We start from the raw sequence: 21,029 nt of genomic DNA, 5'->3' as shown, positions 1-21,029 counted from the left end.
GACCCCAAGGTCATGAGGGCGGACATAGGCGACCGCCGGCCCCTGCACACCTCCCTGGGTCGGGATGGCCAGGGCACCGTCACCGACGTGGGCGATGCCGCCCTCCACCGTGCAGTCGAAACGGTTCACCTGACCGAGGAATTCATAGACGAAGGCGGAGGCCGGGTGATCGTAGACCTCCGCCGGCGTGCCGATCTGCTCGATCCGGCCCTGGTTCATCACGACGACCCGGTCGGCCAGTTCCAGCGCCTCCTCCTGGTCGTGGGTGACGAAGACGGAGGTGATGTGGATGTCGTCATGCAGCTTGCGCAGCCAGCGCCGCAGCTCTTTGCGGACCTTGGCGTCGAGGGCGCCGAAGGGTTCGTCGAGCAGCAGCACCTTCGGCTCGATGGCCAGAGCGCGGGCCAGCGCCACGCGCTGGCGCTGGCCGCCTGACAGCTGCGCCGGATAACGCCCGGCGAAGGGCGACAACTGCACCAGTTCCAGCAGCTCGGTCACCCGCCGCTTGATTTCGGCGGAGCCGGGGCGCTCGCCGCGCGGCCGCACCTTGAGGCCGAAGGCGACGTTGTCGAACACCGTCATGTGCCGGAACAGGGCGTAATGCTGGAAGACGAAGCCGACCTGCCGGTCGCGCGGCTTCAGCCCCAGAGCTTCCTCGCCATTCAGCAGCAGGCCGCCACCGTCGGGGCTTTCCAGCCCAGCCATGATGCGCAGCAGCGTGGTCTTGCCCGAGCCGGAGGGGCCGAGCAGGGCCAGAAGCTCCCCCGACTTCACCTCCAAATCGACGGAATCGAGGGCGGTGAAATCGTTGAAGCGCTTGGTGATGCCTGAAACCTGGATCGCCATTGGTCCCGTTTTCCTCTCCAGAGCCCGGCGATCAGTGCCGGGACGCCGCCAGCTCATCCCCGAAGCGCCACTCCAGCGCGGTCTTCACGACCAGCGTGACCAGGGCCAGCATGGCCAGGAGCGAGGCGACCGCGAAGGCGGCGACGAAATTATATTCGTTGTAGAGAATCTCGACATGCAGCGGCATCGTGTTGGTCTCGCCGCGGATATGGCCGGAGACGACCGACACGGCGCCGAACTCGCCCATCGCGCGGGCGTTGCACAGCAGCACGCCGTAGAGCAGGCCCCATTTGATGTTGGGGATCGTCACCCGCCAGAAGGTCTGCCAGCCGGACGCGCCCAACACCAGTGCAGCTTCCTCCTCGTCGGAGCCCTGTTCCTGCATCAGCGGGATCAGTTCGCGCGCCACGAAGGGGAAGGTGACGAAGATGGTGGCGAGCACCAATCCAGGGACGGCGAAGATGATCTGAACGCCCATGTCGCGCAGGTAGGAGCCGAACAGCCCGTTCATGCCGAACAGCAGGACGTAGATCAGGCCGGAGATCACCGGCGACACCGAGAAAGGCAGGTCGATCAGCGTGATCAGCAGATTCTTGCCGCGGAAGTCGAACTTGGCGACGCACCAGGAGGCGGCGACGCCGAACAGCAGGTTGGCCGGCACCGAAATGGCGGCGACGATCAGCGTCAGCTCGATCGCGGCGACCGCGTCCGGCTCGGTCAGTGCCAGCCAATAGGCGCCAAAGCCGCGGCGCAGCGCCTCGGCGAACACCGCCACCAAGGGAAGCAGCAGGAACAGCGCCAGGAACAGCAGGGCTCCGCCGATCAGGAGCGCCCGGACCCAGGTGGGCTCGGTCAGCGCAGATCGCCCCGGCGGCACCGGGATGGAGGCCGGGGCGGTGATGCTGGTGTCAGCGGGCATGGCGCGACCTCATCCACTGCTGAAGGAGGTTGAGGATCAGGAGCATGACGAAGGACACCCCCAGCATCGCCGTACCGACCGCGGCGGCGCCGGCATAGTCGTACTGCTCCAGCTTGATGACGATCAGCAGCGGCAGGATCTCCGTCAGGCCCGGCATATTGCCGGCGATGAAGATGACCGAGCCGTATTCACCGACACCGCGGGCGAAAGACAGGGCGAAGCCGGTGACCAGCGCCGGCAGGATGGCCGGCAGGATGACACTGAGGAAGGTCTGGAAACGCGAGGCGCCCAGCGAGGCCGCTGCCTCCTCCTCCTCCGCCGGCAGGTCCTGCAGGATCGGCTGCACCGTGCGGACGACGAAGGGAAGGCCGATGAAGGTCAGCGCGATGGCGATGCCGAGCGGCGTGAAGGCGACCTTCATGCCGAACAGCTCGTTCAGCGGCTTGCCCAGCCAGCCGTTCGGGGCATAGAGCGCACTCAGCGCGATGCCGGCCACCGCCGTCGGCAGGGCGAAGGGCAGATCGACCAGCGCATCCACCAGCCGCTTGCCGGGGAAGTCGTAGCGGACCAGCACCCACGCAACGAGGAAACCGAAGATCGCGTTGGTCAGCGCCGCGGCGAAGGACAGCCCGAAGCTGACCTCGAAGGCGGCGAGAACGCGGGGTGTCGTCACCGCCGACCAGAACCCGCTCCAGCCAAGACCGCTGGACCTGACGATCAGGGCGGCCAGCGGGACCAGCACGATGAAGCCGAGATAGCTGAGCGTGAAGCCCAGCGTCAGCCCGAATCCGGGGAGAACGCTGGGCTTCCGGAAGAGAGGAACGGGGGCGCGGACCGTCACCGCACCCCCCTTTCCTGCCAGAGCGCCGTCGCTGTCGGCAGCGGCGACCATAGGTCAACGCCCCTTCTGGAAGATCTGGTCGAAGACACCACCGTCCGAGAAATGCTTCTCCTGTGCGGCACGCCAGCCCCCGAATTGGTCGATGGTGACCAGCTTAACATCGGCGAAGCGTCCCGCATACTGGCTCGCCAGTTCCGGGAGACGCGGACGGTAGAAGTTCTTGGCGGCGATCTCCTGTCCTTCACGGGTATAGAGGAACTGGAGATAAGCCTCGGCCACCTTGCGGGTTCCCTTGCGGTCGACGACCTTGTCGACGACGGCGACCGGCGGCTCGGCCAGGATCGACAGGCTGGGGACCACGATCTCGAACTTGTCGGCGCCGAATTCCTGCAGAGACAGGTAGGCCTCGTTCTCCCAGGCCAGCAGCACGTCGCCGATCTCGCGCTGGGTGAAGGTCACGGTGGCGCCGCGGGCGCCGCTGTCCAGCACGGGAACGTTCTTCAACAGCTGCGCCACGAATTCCTTGGCCTTGCCCTCGTCACCGCCATTGGCCTGGAGAGCATAGGCCCAGGCGGCCAGATAGTTCCAGCGAGCGCCGCCCGACGTCTTCGGGTTCGGGGTGATGACCTGGACACCCGGCTTCACCAGATCGTTCCAGTCCTTGATCCCCTTCGGATTGCCCTTCTTCACCAGGAACACGATGGTCGAGGTGTAGGGGGAGCTGTTGTTCGGCAGGCGGCTCTGCCAGTCCTTCGGCAGCAGCCCGGTATCGGCGATGGCGTCGATGTCGTAGCCCAGCGCCAGGGTCACGATGTCGGCATCCAGCCCGTCGATCACCGAGCGCGCCTGCTTGCCGGAGCCGCCGTGCGACTGGCGCACGGTCAGGGCGCGGCCGGTTTCGGCTTCCCACTTCTTGGCAAACGCCTTGTTGAACTCAACATAGAATTCCCGGGTGGGATCGTAGGACACGTTCAGCAGCGAGTCCTTGGAATCGGCGGCGGCCACACCCAGCCAGGCCATGGTCAGACCGGCGGCGAGAAGAGTCAGGCGGCGAAGCGACATGACAGGGGGTCTCCTTCGGTGGCTCCTGAATTGCACGGGAATTTTTCGTGGTACCCGCGGCAACTTTTCTATTTCTTGTGTAGAGTTTGCCGATGGCTGGCGCGCTTGGAAAGTGGTTTTTTCGACGATTCCCACGGGAAATCCGCGAGACACAATCAACCCATTGGCGGTAAAGCAAAAAACGCTTCCAGAAAATCCGTGCCGCCCCTCATCGCCAAGCCCGCGCCGTATGGGGGCAGATGGGGAAGAATGACCGGAAGCGGCAACTTTACCGGTCTTGCCTTGTTGATTACCGACAGATCGACACTGTCAGGAGCAAACGCAATGGCTGGCCCTTCCCGGAATTTGGGCACCGAACTCCCCAAGGCCGGCACCTCGCGGGGCCTGGGGCGCCCCGCCATGTGGACCATTCTTGGCATCCTCGCGGCGCTTTCCCTGCTGCTGCTGTTCTTCCCGACCTGGTAAAGACAGCCGGCAGCCACGTGCCGTTCCCGATCCGGGGCGGCACGTGGCGACGGTGTCGCGGAGCGAGTGCATTGACAGCTGTCGGCATCGCACCTATCGGTGGAAACGGATGCCGGCACAATCCCGCCCCGTCGAGGCGCCGCCGGTGGCCGCTGCGCCAGCCGGGATTTTTCCAACGATGCAAGCCTCCGCTTCACATGCTACGGAACTGACCGACCTGATTGCCCATCTTTGCGGCCCGGCCGGAACCGGCGAGGCGTTGAAGGCAATCTCCGGCAGCTGCGAGTCCGCCAGGGCAGCGGGGTTGGGACAGGATGCGGCTGCGATGGAAAGGCTGGACGGCGCGACCGCCGGCCTGGACCCCATCCTGCGCGAATCGGCGCTGGCCTATGTTTCCGGCGATCTGCACCGTTACCTGCATATCCTGGAGATGCTGGACACTGTGCTGGATCTGGCATCGCTGGACGGCATCAACCAGATCTTCTGGTCGATGCAGCGTCAGCTGTTCCTGATGCGGATGGACTTGGGCTCGGTGCCCGATTTCGTCGTCGGACACCTCTTTCCCTTCTACGAACGGTTCCTGTGGCAGGTTGCGGTGCGGCTGGAGCTGGTTCCCGCCGGACGGCAGGCAGGCATGCCCGATGCGGGACGGGTGGTCATCGTGACCAACCAGTTCCTGTCCGCCGAACACCAGCCGTCGCGCGACCTGCTGCTGCTGGCGGTGCGGTTGCAGCGCGACCTGGGCCGGACGGTGCTGGTGCTGAACACCAACATGATGCCGGACCGCTATTACAGTGCCTTCGTCCCGCCTTTCGCCGCCGCGGTGGAAGACAGGCTGTCGGGAGAGCAGACGATCCGCTGCGGCGGCGAGCGGATCCGCATGCTGTCCTCCACCGTTCCCGGCCTCACCGCCGATAAGCTGGCCGGCTTCCTGTCTGCGGTGGAACGCTTCGACCCCGATCTGGTGATCGGCTTCGGCGGTTCGGTGATCGTCGCCGACCTGTTGGGAAGCGCGTATCCGGTCATGTGCGTCCCGACCACCAGCGGACAGACCGTGTCGCTCGCCGATATCGTGCTGGATTTCGGCGGCCATGTGCGACCGCCGGGAAGCGGACGGCTGGCACAATCCTGGCGTCCGGCACGCTTCGGCCTGTCGCTGCGCCACACCGGGGAGACGGCGGCACGGGCGGAGTTCGCCTTGCAGGAGGGCGATTTCGTCTGCGTCGTCGTCGGAAACCGCCTCGATGCGGAGACCGGCGGCGGGTTCCTCGATCTGCTGGGCCGGATCCTGGATGCAATCCCGCGGGCGCTGGTGCTGTTCGCCGGCGGGGTGGAAAGCCTGCCCGGACGGCTTGCCGCCGACCGCCACGCCGGACGGCTGCGCAGCCTGGGCCATGTCGACCGCGTGGAAGCGCTGATGTCGGTCTGCGACCTGTTCGTGAACCCGCGCCGTGCCGGTGGAGGGGCGGGAGCGGCCCAGGCGATGGCCGGCGGCGTGCCGGTGCTGTCCTTCGACGGCGGCGACGTCGCCAGCGTAGCCGGACCGTCCTTCGTGGTGGCCGACGACGACGCCTTCGTCGCCCGCGCCGTCGCCCTGGCGGGCGATCCGGCGCTGTTGGCCGGGGCACGGCAGGAAGCCCGTACCCGCATTGAGGTGGTCGAGCGGGAGGGCGCCGACAACGGCCAGCTTTCCGCCTATATGGCCGAGGCGGTCAGCCTGTTCGACAAGCGGAGATAGCGGCATGCGCTTCCTGCTTTGCGGACAGGGCACCTCGGAAATCCTGTGGTCGATCCAAGCCGCTTTGGTCGATCTGGGCCATGAGTCGGTGCTGGCGCTGCCCGACATCTCACAGGATGTGATCGACCGCCACATCGACGCCCTGTTCGTGCTGAATTTGTTCGAGATCCCCAGGCCGACCGTGGAGATGCTGCGTGACTATATCGCGCAGTTCGGCTCTCCGCCGGCCATCGTGCATGTGTGCCTGAAGCACCCGCTGGAGGAGATCGGCGCCGTCAACGCCGAACAGATCCGCGATGCCGACCGCTGGATGGCCGAGAACGACGTTTCCATGTGGTGCATGTGCCAGGGATCGGCCGAGCAGGCCGTCCGGCTGGGGCTGAGCCGGGTCTTCCACGAGCCGCTGGGCGTCCATCGCTGGATCTGCACCGCCCCCGCGGCGGACGGAACGGTCGATCTGTACAAGCGCTGGATGACACCGGACACGCCTGGACTGTGCCGCCACCCCTATGCCGCAATGAAGGGACAGTTCGATGCCGATGCGGAATCGTCGGTGCGGGACCGTGTCCTCTATCTGGGACAGGGCTGGCCCGAGCATCTGGAAGCCGGGCGTGAGCCGGTGGCTCCCTCGATCCAACGCGATGCGCAAGCGGTGGCGGCGGCGATGACGGAGCGGCCGGCACTGCACAGGGTGCAGGCCATGGACCGTTGCGGGCTGGCCGACCGCTCGGCGGACCCGGCCTGGACGCTGGACTTCAACCGCGCCTTCACCATCGCCTTCGCGGTGGAGAACCGCCGCCGCTTCGCCACCGCGCTCCGCCGCGGTCTGGGCGAGGGATTCTCGCTGTGGGGCAATGGATGGGAACGCTTCGGCCTCAAGGCCGGTCCGGTCTCGCCGGCACCGCGCAACGCCTACCCCGGCGCGGCGGCCTGCCTGGATTTCGGCAGCCTCGCTTTCGACACGGCGATTTTTCCCAGAACGCTGGAGATCGTCAAACGCAACGCGCTGCTGGTCAGCTGGCGCCATGCCGACACCGGCCGGCTGTTCGGGCAGACTGAGGACCGGTTGACCTTCGCGGGAGAGGACGACGCCGTCAGCCTTCTCTCCGCTTTGTCCGGGGACGCCGACCGCCGCGCGAGGCTGCGGTCGGCGCATCTGGAGCATTGCTTCGACGCCCTGGCGCTCACCGCCATCCTGCCGCGGGTCATCGGTCGCGCCTGTCGCTGAAAGGGGCTATTCCCGCTTTCGCCGCTGCGCCTTGCGGACGATCGTCTCGATGCAGTCGAGCACGCGGGACGCATTCGCCAGCCGGCTTTCGGCATCCGGCGCCTCCAGCGCTGCCGACAGGCGGTCGTCCTGCGCTCGCAGGACGCCTTTCGAGCGCTTCGCCAGCGTCGCCGCCCTGGCCGCGGCGCGCTCGCCCCGCAGGGTGACCGCCACGCCCGCCGGACCGCAGCCGAGCGAGGCGATGCCCAATGCCCGGCAGCGGCAGCGCAGCCCGGCGATGGCCAGCAACCGCTCCACCGGGGCCGGCAGCGGGCCGAAGCGGTCCTCCATCTCCTCGCGCAGGGCGTCCAGTTCGCCCGCCTCACGGGTGCGGGCGATGCGGCGGTGCAGGCCGATGCGCAGCTCCTCCTCCGGAATGTAGGCCGACGGGATGCAGTGTGGCACCGCGACCGTCACCTCCGGATCCCAGCGTGCATCGGGCTGGCGGCGCAGCGCCCGCAGGGCGTCGGCCAGAATGCGCTGGTAGAGTTCGGTGCCAACCGCACGCAGATGGCCGCTCTGGTCCTCGCCCAGCAGGTCGCCCGCTCCGCGCTGGTCGAGGTCGAGCATGCTCAGTACGAAGCCGCCGCCCAGGCTTTCGATCACCTCCAGCGAGCCGAGCCGGCGCGCTGCCCGCTCCTCCAACGGGTGGTCGGGATCGGTCAGCAGGTAGGCATAGCCCTGCACCGCCCCGCGCCCGACCCGGCCGCGCAGCTGGTGCAGCTGGCCCAGCCCGAACAGGTCGGGGCGGAACAGCAGCAGCGTGTTGGCACGCGGGATGTCGATGCCGGATTCGATGATCGGCGTCGCCAGCAGGATGTCGCTCTCGCCGTCGACGAAGCCCATCACCGCATCGTCCAACGCCGCCGCCCCCAGCCGGCCATGCGCCACGGCGATGCGGGCCGACGGGACAAGCCCGCGGATCCACGCCTCCAGTTCGCCGAGGTCGGCGATGCGCGGAGTGACGCAGAAGACCTGCCCGCCGCGTCCCAACTCACGCAACAGGGCGGCACGGGCCGTGGTCGGGTCGCAGGGCGTTACGGCAGTGCGCACCGGCCGGCGGCGGGCCGGCGGCGTATCGATGATGCTGAGGTCGCGCAGACCCGCCAGGGCACCCTGCAAGGTGCGCGGAATCGGGGTGGCGCTGAGCGCAAGGCTGTGGACGCCCTTGATGCGCCGCTTCAACGCCTGCTTCTGCGTCGCGCCGAAGCGCTGCTCCTCATCAACCACCATCAGGCCGAGGCGCTGGAAGCGGACATCCTTGGACAGCAGGGCATGGGTGCCGATGACGATGTCGACCGACCCGTCGGCCAGCCCGGCGCGCACGCGGTCGCCCTCGGCCTTGGTCATGGCGCCGGTCAGCGGCTCCAGCCTGACGCCGAAGCCGGCGAAGCGGCGGCGGAACACCTCCAGATGCTGGCGGGCGAGGACGGAGGTCGGCGCCATCACCGCAACCTGATGGCCGGCGAAGGCAACCGCGGCGGCGGCGCGCAACGCCACTTCGGTTTTGCCATAACCGACATCGGCGCAGACCAGATGGTCCATCGGCTGGCCCTGGCGCATGGCGTCGAGCACGGCCTGGACGGCGCGGCGCTGCCCCTCGGTCGGGTCGAAGCCGAACCGGGCGCCGAACCGGCGCATGCGGTCGGCCGGCGGGTCGATGACCGGCGCCGTCTCCCGCGCGCGGCGGCGGGCTTCGCGCAGGATACCCTTGGCGGTCTCGCCGATCTCCGACTCCAGCACGGCGCGGCGTTCCAGCCAATGGGCGTTCTTCAGGCTGTCGAGCCTCGCACCGGTATCGGCCGAGCCATGGCGCCACAGCCGGTCGAAATCGGCGGTCGGCACCAGCAGCCGGTCGTCATGGGCATAGTCCAGCACCAGGAAATCGGCGGTGGACTCCTCGCCGTCGCCGGAGGCGATGGTCTCCAGACCGATCAGCCGGCCGATACCATAGTCGAGGTGCACGACGAAGTCGCCGGTCGACAGTTCGGACGGGGCCAGCGGTGGCCGGACCTGCCCCTCGCCGCCGCGCTCCTCGGCATGGCGGGGAGCGACCAGCACAGTCATGCCGTCGCAGGTGAAGCCGTCGACGCTCCGCAAAGCCAGCACGGCGCAGTCTCCCGCCGCCAGTGGCGGATCGGGCCAGCGGTCCAGCCGGGGCACCGGACGCCCCAATGCCGAAGACATCCGCTCGGCCAGCCGGTCGGCCTCGCCTGCACCGGATCGGGCGGCGAGCAGCACGGGCCGGCCCTCCCCGACCAGACCCGCCGCCCGGCGCAGCAGCGTGCGCTCTGTCCGCACTGCCTCCATGACAGAGCCGGTCGTGACCTCCACCGGCAGCAAGGTCCGGGCGACCAGTTTTGCCTCCAGCGCGTCGGCGTCGATCAGCCGGCGTTCCAGCGGCGGGACCGGCAGCAGACAGGGATCGTCGCGCCGGATCCGCCTGTCGATCCCCGCCTCGGCCAGATCGTCGGCCCGTGCCTCGATGCGGTCGCGCGCACCGGCATCGAGTACGACCAGAGCGTCCGGCAGCAGGTCCAGCAGCAACGGGCAGTCGTCGAAAACATTGGGAAGCTGGAGGTCGAAGGCATAGGGCCGGCGGCCTTCCTCCAATTCCCGCCGTAGCCCTTCCGGTAGCACGGATCCCAATCCGGCAAGGCTGGCAGCCAGCCGGTCGAGCATCTCCGGCCCGACGATCAGGTCGGTGACCGGCCCCAGCGCAAGCTCGTCGATCGACTCGACCGAGCGCTGGGACACCGGATCGTAGAGGCGCAGGTCGCGCACCACCCCGTCGGTGATGTCGCAGCGGACCGGGCGGTCGCAGTGGCCGGGGAAGACCTCGACCACCGCTCCGCGGATCGCCACCTCGCCGGGCTCGTCGACCCGGTCGTCCATCACATAGCCACTGCGGGCGAACCAGCCGCGCCAGGCGGCTTCGTCATAGGCCATGCCGCGGGTCAGGCGGAAATGCCCGCCCGCCCAGGCCTGCGGCGGCGGCAACCTCTGCAAGGCCAGATCGGCGGAGGTCACCACCAGCCGCCCGCCGGCCGGCTCTCCCCCTTCGGCAAGCCGCATCAATCCGGCGGCCCGGCGGCCCAGCACGGCCCGCGATGGGGCGGCACGGTCGCCGGCCGCCGTCTCGTCGACGGGCAGCAGAATGGTGTCGAGATCGGGGAAAAGGTCGCCCACCAGCCGTGCCAGCCGGGTGGCACGCGCATCGCTGCGGGCAAGCAGCAGGACGCCGCCGGGACGCCGGGCGAGTGCCGCGAGCCGGACAGCCAGCTCGCCCTCGCTGCCGACGGATAAGCTCGTGGGGGACGATGCCGGGACCGGAAACGGCGCTTCGGGGGCGGGTTCGGCGACGGGGAATCCGTCAAGCATATGGGCAGGCTCCGCTTTATCGCACCGCACGGCCCCCGATGGGAGGGACGTCAGGGCCGCGAAGGTTAAACACCGCCGGGTCTCCCGCGGTTGCCTATCCTTCACAGTCTAGCGGAACCTTCCCGATCAGTGCAGCACCAGCCAGCCGACCAGAACCGCCAGGAAGGCGCCGGCCGTCGACCCCAGTACGGTCAGCAGCGGCGACCACCCTGCCCCGCCGGTCTTTTCCGCCGACGCGCTGTCCAGTCCGCGCAGGCTCTGGTCCATCCGCATCAGGAAAACCTCCAGGCCGCCGACACGCTCGGACAGTTCGCGCACGGACTCGGCCAGGGCGTCGGAACGCTCGCCATCGGATGTTTCCAGACGGGCGGCATCGGCCCGCAGCGCCGTCACCCCCTCGCCCGCATCGCGCAGCAGCCGGCCGATGGTCTGCTGGGCGGCGGCAAGCTGGCGCTGGTCGCGGCGCAGAGCGTCGATCCGCTCGCCGATGCGGTGCAGATGCGGCCCCAGCAGCCGGTCGAGCCGCTGGTCCTCCGGGTTCGGCTGGGCGAAGGTCGCCGTCTCGCCGGTGGAGGGCGACCTAACCACCGCCACCACCCGCGACGGGTCCGCCCCCTCCGGCAGGATCACCTCCGCTTCGAAGGCATGGGCGCCATCGCCGATGCCGCCACCGGCCAGATCGGGCCGCGGACGGTCGGCCGCCACCCGTGCCAGCGTTTCCGGCGGACCACCGTCCCGCTCCAGCCGCAACTCGACCTCCAGCCGGTCGGCCGGATGGTTGCCGTCCCAGGCCCAGCCGAAGACGCGCCCCCCCTGCAAGGCGTCGATATGACCGACGATGGCCGCCGCTTGCGGTGCGTCGAGGGGATCGGCCACGGGGGTGGTGTCGCGAAGCTCGACAATCTTGGCAGTGGCGGACATGGGACCGCTTTCCGGTTGTTCTGGACGATTGTCGGGTTGGAAACGGCGCCTCTGCGCTTACGCTGCCTTGCGTTCCGTGGTGCGGCGCAGGGTGTGGCTGGGCATGCGGTGGGGGACGTAGTTCTCGTCCAGGAACTCCCGCATGTCGCGATAGCGCTGGTAGTAGGTGCGGTTGAACTTCTCGAACAGGCTCTGGTCCCAGTACTCCTCAAGGACGAAGGGCTTGTCCGAATAGACGTTGTAGCAGGGGATCGCGAAGGTCTCCGCGAACTCCGCCGTGCGGCTGTCATAGCTGAAGTAAACCGACGGCGTGGCGTTCGACAGGGCCATCAGGTTGCCGTGCAGGCGGTAGCCCAGCACGAGATCCTTCGACCGCACGAGGTTCTCATAATCGGCGACGACGTCCGAATACCACAGCCGCTCGCGGTACAGCGCATCCATCTCGTCGTCGAAATACCACTGCTTCAGCCAGGCGCTGTCATGCAGGTGGGCCCAGGCTTCCGCCTTCTGCTCCTCGGTGCCCCAAAGCAGCTTCTTCTCCTCGACCTCGCCCTGCATCATCAGCACCGTGTCGAAACGGCGGGAGATGTCCTTTACGAAGTCGCGGTGGCGCTCCAGATACTTGCGCACATCCGGCGAATAATGCTTGGAGACCTCGCGGCGCATGGTGATGCCGACCTTGCGCACGCTGTCGAGAGCCGGCAGGTCGATGCGCAGCTCCGGATCGCGGTTGCGGAAGGCGGTCGGGCAGCCGACGATCCGAGTGTTCTTGATGCCGAGATCCCACAGCACTTCCGCGGTGTAGGTGCCGCGCACGCCGAGCGTCGTCGATTTATCGGCGATCATCCGCCAGATGCGCTTGCTTTCCTCGGTCAGCGTCAGCTTGCCGGTGGCCGGCGCCTGGGCCCCGACGCCGAAGGCGATGACGGGGATGCGCAGCTTGGCCAGCACCTGAATGGTCGCCGCCGGCCAATCCATCGAATCGTGGATGTAATTGCTGCCGCGCAGGAAAACATAGTCGTATTCGGCGTTGATCCGGTCGACCACCTCCTGGCGGAACTCGCGGATCTCCAGCACATCCAGCTTGTCGTAGGTCAGCAGCTTCAACGAAGAGTCGAAGACGAAAGCGTCGCCGATGTTGTGGTAGTGGTCGATGCTGCGCTGGATGTCCTGGTAGCTGTACCAACGCACGCAGTCGTGATCATAGACTTCTCCCGACGGAATCATGACGAGAATGTTGGCCACAGCGGAGCTCCCTGGGTTTGGCGTCAATAGGGATGGATGATATCCGGACCATTGCCGGAACAATTCGAATTGGCGCACAGACCTTGTCTGGAAGGCCTCGTGACTTTCATTCCAATACTAGCAAGATATTCAGATGATGTCGGAGCATAATATTCCATACCTCCGAAAATATCACAGGCTATCTTGTCTTTGTTTTCAAGACCGCTGAGCCACTGCCCGTTCCGGTATGGAGGGTGCGGCACCGCTGGCGGCGAGCAGGGCGTCGAACACCTCCGAATGCTGACGGGCGCACTCGGCGCGGTCGATCGGGCGGCGAATGCGCAGGCGCAGGCGGTCCCACAGGTCGGGCGTGGTCAGCGCCTCCGTCATGCGGTCCACCAGATCCTCGACACTGCCGTTGCGGAAATGCAGGCCGTCGACGCCGTGGGTCACTTTCTCCGCCATGCCGCCGATGTTGCTGGCGATGATCGGGCGGCCATGCAGGAAGGCCTCCTGAATGACGACGGGGGAATTCTCCCACCAGATCGACGGGATGATCATCCAGTCGACGTCCTTCATCAGGCCCGGCAGTTCGGCCGAGCGGTAGCTGCCGTAGAAGCGCACCCGGTCGCCGGCCTTCTCCACCGCGTCGTTGAAGCGTTTCTGATAGGCCTCCGGCTGGCGTTCCAGATTGCCGCCGAAGATCATCAGCGCGCCATCCTCGCCCCAGACCTTGTCGGAGAGGCGCGACACCGCCTCCACCAGCAGGTGCGCGCCCTTGAACTCGGTCAGCTGGCCGAAGAAGGCGAAGCGGTTGCGCTTGCCGCCGCGGGTGACCGGGCGCGGCGGGGCGATGCCCTCGATGGTCAGGCCGTTCTCGATCATGCGGAACTTCTCGCGCGGCAGCCCCCAGTCGACATAGCGGTCGATCAGGAAGTTCGACGGGCTGATGTAGAAGTCGGCCTGCTCCAGGAAGGTCTTCAGGAACAGCTCGCGCTTGAAGAACTCCGCCTCGCCGATGTGCGGGAAGCAGCCGGCGCAGTCGGCCGGGCTGGAGCGGTAGCAGAGCGTGTTGCGGCTGGTCTTCACCATCTGGCCGTGGTGATGGCAGATCGACAGGTATTCGTGCAGCGTCACCACGATGGGAACGCGCGGCAGGGCCTGGCGCACCGCCTGGATCGTCTCGATCCCCAGCCCCAGGAAATGGTGGAAGTTCACCACGTCCGGCTGCAGGTCGCGGACATAGCGGACGAAGTCCTTCTCCAACCCCGGCAGGTTGCGGTTGGACAGGCGGAAATGATCGTAGTCGTTGGCGTAGTACAGAACCTCCCGTTCCTTCTGGCGAAGCGCCATCAGGGCGGAGCCGCGGTGCTGGGCGATGGGCGGGGCCACGCGGGCCAGATAGTGGCTTTCCCAGCCCGGCAGGTCGTGCAAGCCGTTGTGCAGGTTGTAGGAGGCGACCTCACCCCCGCCCAGCGAGAAGGAGGGGTGGCCATGGCTGATGATCAGCGCGCGCTTGGTCTTGCTCATCGGGTGACCGTCTGTCCAAGTCGAAGGGGGTGTGAACCGGGTGGAGGCAAGGCACTAGGCGGCAATCGACGCCTTCCAGCGCTCGGCGAAACTCCAGTCGTCGACCAGGGCGCTCATGCGCTCCAGCCTGGGGTCGCGGGCATTGCGGGACTGTTCGTCGACCGCCACCAGCCGCACCCTGGGCAGCCACAGGCAGGAGCCGCCGGCCGCCCGCACCCGCAGGCACAGGTCCAGCCCCTTCGGCTCCAGCCCGAGATAGCGGCCGCCGTCGGCCATCGCACGCATCAGAAGCTCGCGCGGCAGCAGCGCGCAGTCGGCGGAGGCGGCATCGACCGCGGACGCCTCCTGATCCTTCAGCCAGTCGCGCGGGTAACCGGCGAAGCGGCGCTCGTAGGTGACGGCACCGCCCAAACCTTCCACCGCGACGATGCCGGCGAAGCGGACGGAGTGGTCCTCGTACAGCAGAGTCGGGCTGACCATCACCGGGGCCAGTGCGGCGGACCCCACGGCATTCGGCTTGCGGATCGCGCGTTCCAGTGCAGAGAGCCAGCCGCGTTCGGTCGGCAGCACCGATGGCGACAGCAGCAGGACACGGTCGGCTCTCGCATGCGGCAGGGATGCCGCCATCGCTTCGAACGGGTCGGCGGCGGTGGGAGCGGCCACGAAGCCGACCGCCAGCCGGTAGAAGCCGGCGGCCTGCCGGACCATGCCGGCCAGCCGCTCATGGGTGCCGGCACCGGCGACGACCAGGATCTCCGCCTCGGCAAAGTCGGGATCGTTCGCCATCCGGGCGATGTTCAGGTCGACATCCTCGCGTCCGTCGCAGACCGGCAGGATCACCGACACCCGCGGCGTCTTCAGCGCGCGGCCCATCGGATGCAGGACGGAGGACGGCGCTGCCTTCGCGGAGGCCGCGGTGCGCAGCATCGGCCCGAGATGGGTAGAGACGACGCGATCGATGGATGGGCTGTCGGGATTGACCGCGCCCAGCATGCGGCGCAGCGAATCGCCGGTCGGCGGCTGGCAGGGCAGCGGCAGGAAGGCGATGCCGTCGGCCAGCGTCAGCTCCAGATGGAACTCGGCATCGGCGGCGATGCCGGCGGGCTCGCGGGCGAAGGCGGTGAAGCCATGGCCGTCGTTGCCCGGCAGCAGCCGCCCGGCGAACAGCGGATCATGGGAAAAGGCATCGGACACGTCCTTGCGGGCCAGCCGTGACCAGTCGGCGTCCAGCCGCGCCGTCATGCCGCCGCCCTTCACCGTCACCGCGCGGACCGCCTGGGTGGGGTCGAGCAGCCAGCCGCAGACGAACAGCCCGGCGCCCGGCACGCGCACCGCCATGTCCAGCCCCATGCGCACGGGGGCCTGGATCTGCGACACCGTCTCCACACCGTTGTAGCGGGCGGCGATGGCGGCGGCGACACCGCGGCGGGCGGCATCGCCCTGCAACTGGCCCAGCATGTCGCGGGCATGGGCGGAGGCGACGCCGTCGGCCAGAAGCTGCCGGTGTTCAAAAATGGCGAGATGGCGCCAGCCGTCGGCGGCGCGGAAATGGATGCGGCGGATGGTGTCGGGGGCGGCGACCGGGCCTTCCAGAACCGTCAGCAGGCCGGCGGCATCGTCGGGCAGGTCCGGACGGTGGAAGGGGGCGGCGGCGATGGCGTGGGGCCGTACCTCCTCCGCCTCGACCAGCACATGGGGCAGCACATGGGAGGCACCGGCCGGGAAGCCGTGCGACCAGCCCTGCACCATCAGCGCGCCGTCACGGAAACGGCCCAGCACCTCGGCAAAGCCGTCCGGACGGGAGGCCTCCTGCGCCAAGCCGGACAGCAGGCGGGTGCGGCGGTGGCCCTCCCCGGCTTCACCCTCCCCCATCGCCGGGCCGGACAGCAGGGTCACGGCGACGTCCAATGCAGTGTCGAGCGACTGCGGCTGCACCTCGCGCAATGCCGCGACCAGATGGGCGGGGTTGGTGCGGACGTTCGACAGGCGGGGCAGCAGCAGGTGCTTGCCCTGGGCATCCTCGATCTCGATGCGGGACGGACGCATGTGAGCCAGCCCGGCGACGCGGATGGCGCCCAGGAACCAGCGTTCCCCCGCTCCGTCGGTCCAGCAGCCACCGCGGAAGCGCCCGTCGATCATGCCGTCCAGCATCACCACGCTGTCGGCCGGCAGGGGCTGGTCGATGGCGCCGAACAGCATCAACGTGTCCTCGTCCAGCAGGACGGCGGCGGTGATGTCGGCCTTGGTGCTGCGGTCCTTCATCGGGTGCGATTCCCCTGGATAAGAGCGGCAAGCGCCGGCGACAGAAGTTCGCCGTAAAGCGCGAGGTGGAGCGACGCGGCCTCCTCCGTCGGGCGGACGGCGGGGATGTTGGCCGACAACCGCTCCCACAGACCGGCTTCGGTCAGGGCGCGGGTCATGACACGGGCGAGGTCGGCTGGGTCGTTGGGGCGGACATGCAGGCCATCGACGCCGTCGCGCACCGCTTCCGCCATACCGCCGATGCCGCTGACGATGACCGGGCGGCGGTGCTGGAAGGCCTCCTGGATGACCAGGGGGGCGTTCTCCCACCAGATCGACGGCATCACCACCCAGTCGGCGGCGGCCATCAGCGCCGGCATCTCCTGCGGCCGATAGGGACCATGGGCGGTGGCGAGACCGCGCGCAGCGTCGAAGCCGTCGGCCACTCGCTGACGGAATTCCGGCGTCTGGTACAGGCTGCCGCCATGCACGGCCAGCGACGGGGAAAGGCCCTGGCGCGCCATGCGGGCGACGGCGTCGAGCGCCACGGTAACGCCCTTGAACGGGTTGAGGTTGCCGAAATAGGCGAAGGCGTCGCGCGCCGCGCCGGGACCCAGGTCGCGCGCCGGGGCCGGCTCGACGGACGGACGGCTGTTCGCCATCACCTCGATCCGCGCCGGGTCGAGACCCCAGGCGATATAACGGTCGCGCAGGAAGCGGCTGGGCGCCAGGAAGCGGTCGACCAGCCCGAACATCGCCTTGATGTGCTTCTCGCGCAGCAGGAACTGGTCGGCCGGACGGTCGGGGAAGCAGCGGTGGCAGGCGTCCGGCGACGCCTGGGTGCAGAGTGTGCGCGTTCCGCCTTCGCCACGCGGCGGGGTCACCATCTGCCCGTCATTGGCGCAGATTGGGTAGTAGTCGTGCAGCGTGTAGACGATCTTCGCGTCCGGGCAGACGCGGCGGATCAGGAACAGCATCTCCACGCCCAGCAGCAGCGTGTGGTGCACATGCACGATGTCCGGCCGGAAGGCGCGCAGCAGGTTGGACAGGTCGGGAACCAGCCCGTGCAGGTCGATCTGGCTCTGATGGAAATGGTCGAAATGGCCGGCCCACAGCAGCACCTCGTCGGCGCTGCGGCCCAGCGTCTGGAAACCGGTGCCGGGGCGCGGGGCGCGGTGGATGTCGTTGGTGCAGGCCAGGAACAGGCACTCTGCACCGGCCGCCTTCAGTCCGCCGAACAGTTCATGCGCGAAGATCTCGGTGCCGCCGGGATGCAGGCTCGGGTGGTTGTGCGCGATCAGCAGCACCCGCGGCGGCCGGGCAGCCACCAGCGGCCGCGCCGGCTGGCGTGGAGCGGGACGCGCAGCCTGATTGGCGGGAATCAGCGGAAGGCGGCGCCGGCTCATGGCGCGGTCCCCTTCTCCAGAACCAGCAGATCCTGGAAATTCTCGGCCTCGCGCTGGCCGCTCCAGTGGCCACGCATGACGACGCGGGCGGGACGCAGGCCATGGGCGGCGAAGCGGCCGAGCAGGAACTCCTCGTCATAGGCGACGGCGGCGTTGGGATGCTCTGGATCGGCCAGCAGTTCCACGCCGGGTGCATCGCGGAACGGCGGACGGGCGGTACCCTTGGCGATGCCCGTCCGTGCCGTGGCGTCGGCCAGGAACAGGCTGAGGAAGCAGCGCCCGCCCGGCTTCAGCACCCGCGCGATCTCCGCCGCATAGCGCTCGGTATCGGCGGTGCGCAGGTGGGTGATGACGGAGGTCAGGATGACGAAGTCGTAAGTGCCGGCCTTGAAGGGCAGCGTCGCCGTTTCCCCCTCGATCCGGCCATCGGGATTGTAGAGGCCGTTGGCGACGTCGAGATGGTGGAAGCGGAACTCCGGATAGGCCGGCGTGATTGTCGAGGCGCACCAGCGGATGCCGTCCAGCACGATGTCGATGCCGTCGTAGGACGAGTCCAGGTACTGGGTCAGCGGCAGCGCCATGCGGCCGACACCGCAGCCGATCTCCAGAACCTTGTGGTCGGGACGCAGGCCGCCGAGACGGACGAAATGGCGCAGGAATTCCGCCCCGATGGCGCGGAAGTCGCCGTCGCCGATGAAATGCAGCTCAGGCGGCGGCACCGGCAGGAAGCGGTTGCGCGCGATCTGGGCGCAAAGCCATTCCAGCCGCGGATCGGTCTGGCGGCGCAGCACGGCAAGCTGCGGGGTCGGCACGATCGCATTCATCGGGTCACCTGTGCTGTCTTGCGGATCCTGCTGCTCCGGGACGGCTGCGCCTCGTCATCGGCACACCAGTCGCGCGCCATCAGTCCGGCCATGCGGTCGGCCCAGCGGCGGCCATGGAGCCAGCGGTTGTATTCGGAGGCGACCCCGCGGGTGTAGCCCTGGTGCCGGCCGATGGAGCGGCGCTCCAGATGGTACAGCTCCACCGACGGGGCATAGCGGATGTCGAGCCCCTGGTCGCGGATGCGCAGGCAGAGGTCCGAATCCTCGAAGTCGCCGATGATGTAGTCTTCGCAGAAGCCGCCGGCGGCGCTGTAGGCGGCGCGCGTGGTCAGCAGGCAGGCACCGGTGACGCCAGGCACCGACCGCGGCCGGCAGGCGGCGGCGAAGTCGCGCGGCAGGCCCTTGAAGTAATGATGGTTGTACCAGGCGCCTTGCAGGTCGCGGTCGAAATAGAGCCCGGCATGCTGGAGGCTGTCGTCGTCGAACAGCAGCTTCGGCCCCACGGCACCGATGCCGGGGCGCTCCTCCAGCGCCGCGACCAGCTGCGGCAGCCAGCCGGCGCGGTCGGGCACCACGTCGGAATTGAGGAGCAGCAGGCGGTTGGCTCGGGCAACGGCGACGCCGGCATTGTTGGCGGCGGAATAGCCGTAATTGGCGCTCTGCACCAGCAGCAGCATCGGCAGGCCGTAGAGACCGTGGAAGCCGCGCAGCAGATGCACCACCTCGTCCCGCTGCTCCGGGCTGTCGAGCACGAAGACCAGTTCGGCATCGGCCATCGTCGGGTCGGTGGCGAAACAGGCGATCTGGAAGCGCAGGAACTCCAGCGTGCGGTAAAGCGGGATGATGACCGACACCGCGGGCTTGGCCTTGCGCTCGCCATAGACGACCAGTTCCGGCTCGCCGCGGGTGGCGAGATGGGCGGCATGCAGCGGGGCGACGGCCGGTCCGATGACGGTTTCCAGCAGCTCGGGCGTGGCGAAGCGCGGCGGCAGGCTGCCCAGCACGGCGGCGCGGGCATCGGCATGGGCACGCGGACGCGGCGGCGGAACCAGACGCAGGGCCCCACCCGAGGCCAGCCGAAGCTCGGCCGTCACCTGAAGCGCTTCCGCCGGTTCGGGATTGCCGGGAAGATGCAGGACGAAGCCGCTGCGGTCGATGCCGCCGGTGCCGTAGAGCTTCGCCACATCCTCGCGCGGGAAACGGTGGGCAAAGCGCTCGACCCGGCGTTCGCCGCCGAAGGGCGTGCGCACCACCAGCTCCGCCGCCAGCCCATGCGGGTCGTGCAGCCAGCCGGCGAGGAACAGTCCGCCATCGGCCGTGGGAACCGCGAGGTCGAGCGAGGCGCCGATGGGCCGCTTGGCATCGGCGGCCTGCCGGCGCGGCAGTGGGGCCAGCGCCTGCAACTCGCTGACCGCCGAGGCGGCGGACGCATCGCGGCGGCCGCGTTGGGCGAGGCAGGTCAGCAGATAGTGGCGCAGCGCGGCCGGCGTGTCGGGACGGGCGTTCAGCCGGTCGGTCAGGGTCGGCAGGCCGGTGGATTCCGCGGGAAAGCGGCGGCAGGCGACGCCGTTGGCGCCCAGCACCACCAGCAGATTGCCCGGCACGCACAGACCGCGGTCGATCAGCAGGTCGAAGGCGATGCGTCCCTTGCCAGCCGGATCGGGTCCGATGCAAGCATCGAAGGGTGCCCGCGCCACCGCGTTCGGCGACAGCACCACCAGACCGCTGATGACGCCGAAGCGACCGGACAGCGCCCCGGCACAGAGAAGAAGGTCACCGCCCGCCGTGGCGCGGACCGCCAGCATCGCCGGCTCCGCCGCACGGTCCAGAACCAGCCGGCGGCACAGCCCGGCAAAGGCGGCATCGCGGCGAAGCGCCGGGGTTGAGCAGGCAAAATCGAACAGGAAGCGCAGCACCCGCAGCCGGGCGGCACCGTCCAGGCTGCCCAGCAAACCGGCGGGATCGAGATCGGCGGCACCGGACTCGGTGCGAAGCTCGGCGATCACGCGGTTTCTGGCGATGAAATGGATGGGCATCCGCGGATCGTGCGGTGCCGGCAGGATCGACAGGACGCGCCGTCCGCCCCAGCCGGTGTCGATGGTCAGCGTGGTGAAGGGCGGACGCACCGGCTGCCCGTCGACGCTCGGCGTGATCGGGCCGACGGCATCGGCCGCGCCGTCCGCTTTTCCATCCATCGTCCAGGAGACGAGAAGGAAGCGGGGACCCAGCGCCAGACATTGGGCGGGGGCGATCGACACCGAATTCGGCAGAACGGCGATGACGGTCATGGATGGGATTCCGGCAGCGTCGATGGGTTTGAAGGTCGAAATTGGCTGACTGCGGGCAAAGGGGGACCGGCGGCGG

The 21,029-nt window shown here is 68.5% G+C and carries 15 protein-coding genes (1 of these 15 running past the window's edge); 3 read left to right on the top strand and 12 right to left on the bottom strand.

Features of this window, described 5'->3' with window-relative positions; genetic code table 11:
• The 4 genes in view from ABNQ40_RS16615 to ABNQ40_RS16600 are tightly spaced (at most 31 nt apart) and all read right to left on the bottom strand, a layout consistent with a single transcriptional unit that may run on beyond the window.
• Nucleotides 1–846: the 5' portion of a sulfate/molybdate ABC transporter ATP-binding protein gene (locus ABNQ40_RS16615; RefSeq protein ID WP_109050695.1), read on the bottom strand. It extends 192 nt beyond the left edge of the window; the window shows 846 of its 1,038 coding nt (coding positions 1–846); the start codon lies at nucleotides 844–846; its stop codon lies off the left edge, out of view.
• 31 nt (nucleotides 847–877) lie between these two features.
• Nucleotides 878–1,765, bottom strand: coding sequence for a sulfate ABC transporter permease subunit CysW (gene cysW, locus ABNQ40_RS16610; RefSeq protein WP_109050696.1), 888 nt, complete (start codon nucleotides 1,763–1,765; stop codon nucleotides 878–880).
• Entirely contained in the window at nucleotides 1,755–2,657 is a 903-nt protein-coding gene (gene cysT, locus ABNQ40_RS16605; protein WP_109050697.1) for a sulfate ABC transporter permease subunit CysT, read from the bottom strand. The genes cysW and cysT overlap by 11 nt, the downstream gene beginning before the upstream one ends.
• A gap of 3 nt (nucleotides 2,658–2,660) precedes the next feature.
• The gene (locus tag ABNQ40_RS16600) at nucleotides 2,661–3,668 is read right to left on the bottom strand and encodes a sulfate ABC transporter substrate-binding protein (protein WP_098737752.1); all 1,008 of its coding nucleotides are present in this window, start codon (nucleotides 3,666–3,668) and stop codon (nucleotides 2,661–2,663) included.
• Nucleotides 3,669–3,917: 249 nt separating this feature from the next.
• Between ABNQ40_RS16600 and ABNQ40_RS16595 the strand changes: the two genes are divergently transcribed.
• From ABNQ40_RS16595 to ABNQ40_RS16585, 3 genes are all read left to right on the top strand, one after another.
• On the top strand, nucleotides 3,918–4,133 hold the full coding sequence (locus ABNQ40_RS16595) for a hypothetical protein (protein ID WP_146255504.1): 216 nt from the start codon (nucleotides 3,918–3,920) through the stop codon (nucleotides 4,131–4,133).
• Between the two features lie 178 nt (nucleotides 4,134–4,311).
• Nucleotides 4,312–5,871, top strand: coding sequence for a glycosyltransferase (locus ABNQ40_RS16590; protein WP_109050698.1), 1,560 nt, complete (start codon nucleotides 4,312–4,314; stop codon nucleotides 5,869–5,871).
• 4 nt (nucleotides 5,872–5,875) lie between these two features.
• The gene (locus tag ABNQ40_RS16585) at nucleotides 5,876–7,099 is read left to right on the top strand and encodes a hypothetical protein (RefSeq protein WP_109050699.1); all 1,224 of its coding nucleotides are present in this window, start codon (nucleotides 5,876–5,878) and stop codon (nucleotides 7,097–7,099) included.
• Nucleotides 7,100–7,105: 6 nt separating this feature from the next.
• Here ABNQ40_RS16585 and ABNQ40_RS16580 read toward each other — a convergent pair whose 3' ends face one another.
• The 8 genes from ABNQ40_RS16580 to ABNQ40_RS16545 form a co-directional block, all read right to left on the bottom strand.
• On the bottom strand, nucleotides 7,106–10,519 hold the full coding sequence (locus ABNQ40_RS16580; RefSeq protein WP_391347288.1) for a DEAD/DEAH box helicase: 3,414 nt from the start codon (nucleotides 10,517–10,519) through the stop codon (nucleotides 7,106–7,108).
• 126 nt (nucleotides 10,520–10,645) lie between these two features.
• Complete coding sequence (locus tag ABNQ40_RS16575) at nucleotides 10,646–11,440, bottom strand: hypothetical protein (RefSeq protein ID WP_391347286.1); 795 nt, start codon at nucleotides 11,438–11,440, stop codon at nucleotides 10,646–10,648.
• A 57-nt stretch (nucleotides 11,441–11,497) separates the two neighbouring features.
• Nucleotides 11,498–12,685 (bottom strand): polysaccharide pyruvyl transferase family protein, encoded by a 1,188-nt coding sequence (locus ABNQ40_RS16570; protein WP_109050702.1) that lies wholly within the window; start codon nucleotides 12,683–12,685, stop codon nucleotides 11,498–11,500.
• A 195-nt stretch (nucleotides 12,686–12,880) separates the two neighbouring features.
• Nucleotides 12,881–14,194: a glycosyltransferase family 4 protein gene (locus ABNQ40_RS16565; RefSeq protein ID WP_109050703.1), complete on the bottom strand. Its 1,314-nt coding sequence runs from the start codon at nucleotides 14,192–14,194 to the stop codon at nucleotides 12,881–12,883.
• Nucleotides 14,195–14,248: 54 nt separating this feature from the next.
• A complete protein-coding gene (locus ABNQ40_RS16560) occupies nucleotides 14,249–16,456 on the bottom strand; it encodes a hypothetical protein (protein ID WP_109050704.1) in 2,208 nt (735 codons plus the stop codon).
• Complete coding sequence (locus ABNQ40_RS16555; RefSeq protein ID WP_247879889.1) at nucleotides 16,453–17,841, bottom strand: glycosyltransferase family 4 protein; 1,389 nt, start codon at nucleotides 17,839–17,841, stop codon at nucleotides 16,453–16,455. The genes ABNQ40_RS16560 and ABNQ40_RS16555 overlap by 4 nt, the downstream gene beginning before the upstream one ends.
• The gene (locus ABNQ40_RS16550) at nucleotides 17,838–18,665 is read right to left on the bottom strand and encodes a class I SAM-dependent methyltransferase (RefSeq protein WP_109050705.1); all 828 of its coding nucleotides are present in this window, start codon (nucleotides 18,663–18,665) and stop codon (nucleotides 17,838–17,840) included. The genes ABNQ40_RS16555 and ABNQ40_RS16550 overlap by 4 nt, the downstream gene beginning before the upstream one ends.
• Nucleotides 18,662–20,953, bottom strand: a complete 2,292-nt coding sequence (locus ABNQ40_RS16545) for a glycosyltransferase (RefSeq protein ID WP_109050706.1) — start codon at nucleotides 20,951–20,953, stop codon at nucleotides 18,662–18,664. Before ABNQ40_RS16545 ends, ABNQ40_RS16550 begins: the two co-directional genes overlap by 4 nt.
• Nucleotides 20,954–21,029 lie beyond the last annotated feature (76 nt).

The sequence above is a fragment of the Azospirillum sp. A23 genome, assembly GCF_042938965.1.
GTDB classification, from domain to species: domain Bacteria; phylum Pseudomonadota; class Alphaproteobacteria; order Azospirillales; family Azospirillaceae; genus Azospirillum; species Azospirillum melinis.
Note: the sequence above shows the minus strand (reverse complement) of the source record. Positions and strands in the feature narration are given on the sequence as shown.

Excerpts from the sequence above, each read along its gene's own strand:
- cysW (WP_109050696.1), bottom strand. The coding sequence starts at position 1,765 with ATGCCCGCTGACACCAGCATCACCGCCCCGGCCTCCATCCCGGTGCCG.
- cysT (WP_109050697.1), bottom strand. The coding sequence starts at position 2,657 with ATGGTCGCCGCTGCCGACAGCGACGGCGCTCTGGCAGGAAAGGGGGGT.
- ABNQ40_RS16600 (WP_098737752.1), bottom strand. The coding sequence starts at position 3,668 with ATGTCGCTTCGCCGCCTGACTCTTCTCGCCGCCGGTCTGACCATGGCC.
- ABNQ40_RS16595 (WP_146255504.1), top strand. The coding sequence starts at position 3,918 with ATGACCGGAAGCGGCAACTTTACCGGTCTTGCCTTGTTGATTACCGAC.
- ABNQ40_RS16590 (WP_109050698.1), top strand. The coding sequence starts at position 4,312 with ATGCAAGCCTCCGCTTCACATGCTACGGAACTGACCGACCTGATTGCC.
- ABNQ40_RS16585 (WP_109050699.1), top strand. The coding sequence starts at position 5,876 with ATGCGCTTCCTGCTTTGCGGACAGGGCACCTCGGAAATCCTGTGGTCG.
- ABNQ40_RS16580 (WP_391347288.1), bottom strand. The coding sequence starts at position 10,519 with ATGCTTGACGGATTCCCCGTCGCCGAACCCGCCCCCGAAGCGCCGTTT.
- ABNQ40_RS16575 (WP_391347286.1), bottom strand. The coding sequence starts at position 11,440 with ATGTCCGCCACTGCCAAGATTGTCGAGCTTCGCGACACCACCCCCGTG.
- ABNQ40_RS16565 (WP_109050703.1), bottom strand. The coding sequence starts at position 14,194 with ATGAGCAAGACCAAGCGCGCGCTGATCATCAGCCATGGCCACCCCTCC.
- ABNQ40_RS16560 (WP_109050704.1), bottom strand. The coding sequence starts at position 16,456 with ATGAAGGACCGCAGCACCAAGGCCGACATCACCGCCGCCGTCCTGCTG.
- ABNQ40_RS16555 (WP_247879889.1), bottom strand. The coding sequence starts at position 17,841 with ATGAGCCGGCGCCGCCTTCCGCTGATTCCCGCCAATCAGGCTGCGCGT.
- ABNQ40_RS16550 (WP_109050705.1), bottom strand. The coding sequence starts at position 18,665 with ATGAATGCGATCGTGCCGACCCCGCAGCTTGCCGTGCTGCGCCGCCAG.
- ABNQ40_RS16545 (WP_109050706.1), bottom strand. The coding sequence starts at position 20,953 with ATGACCGTCATCGCCGTTCTGCCGAATTCGGTGTCGATCGCCCCCGCC.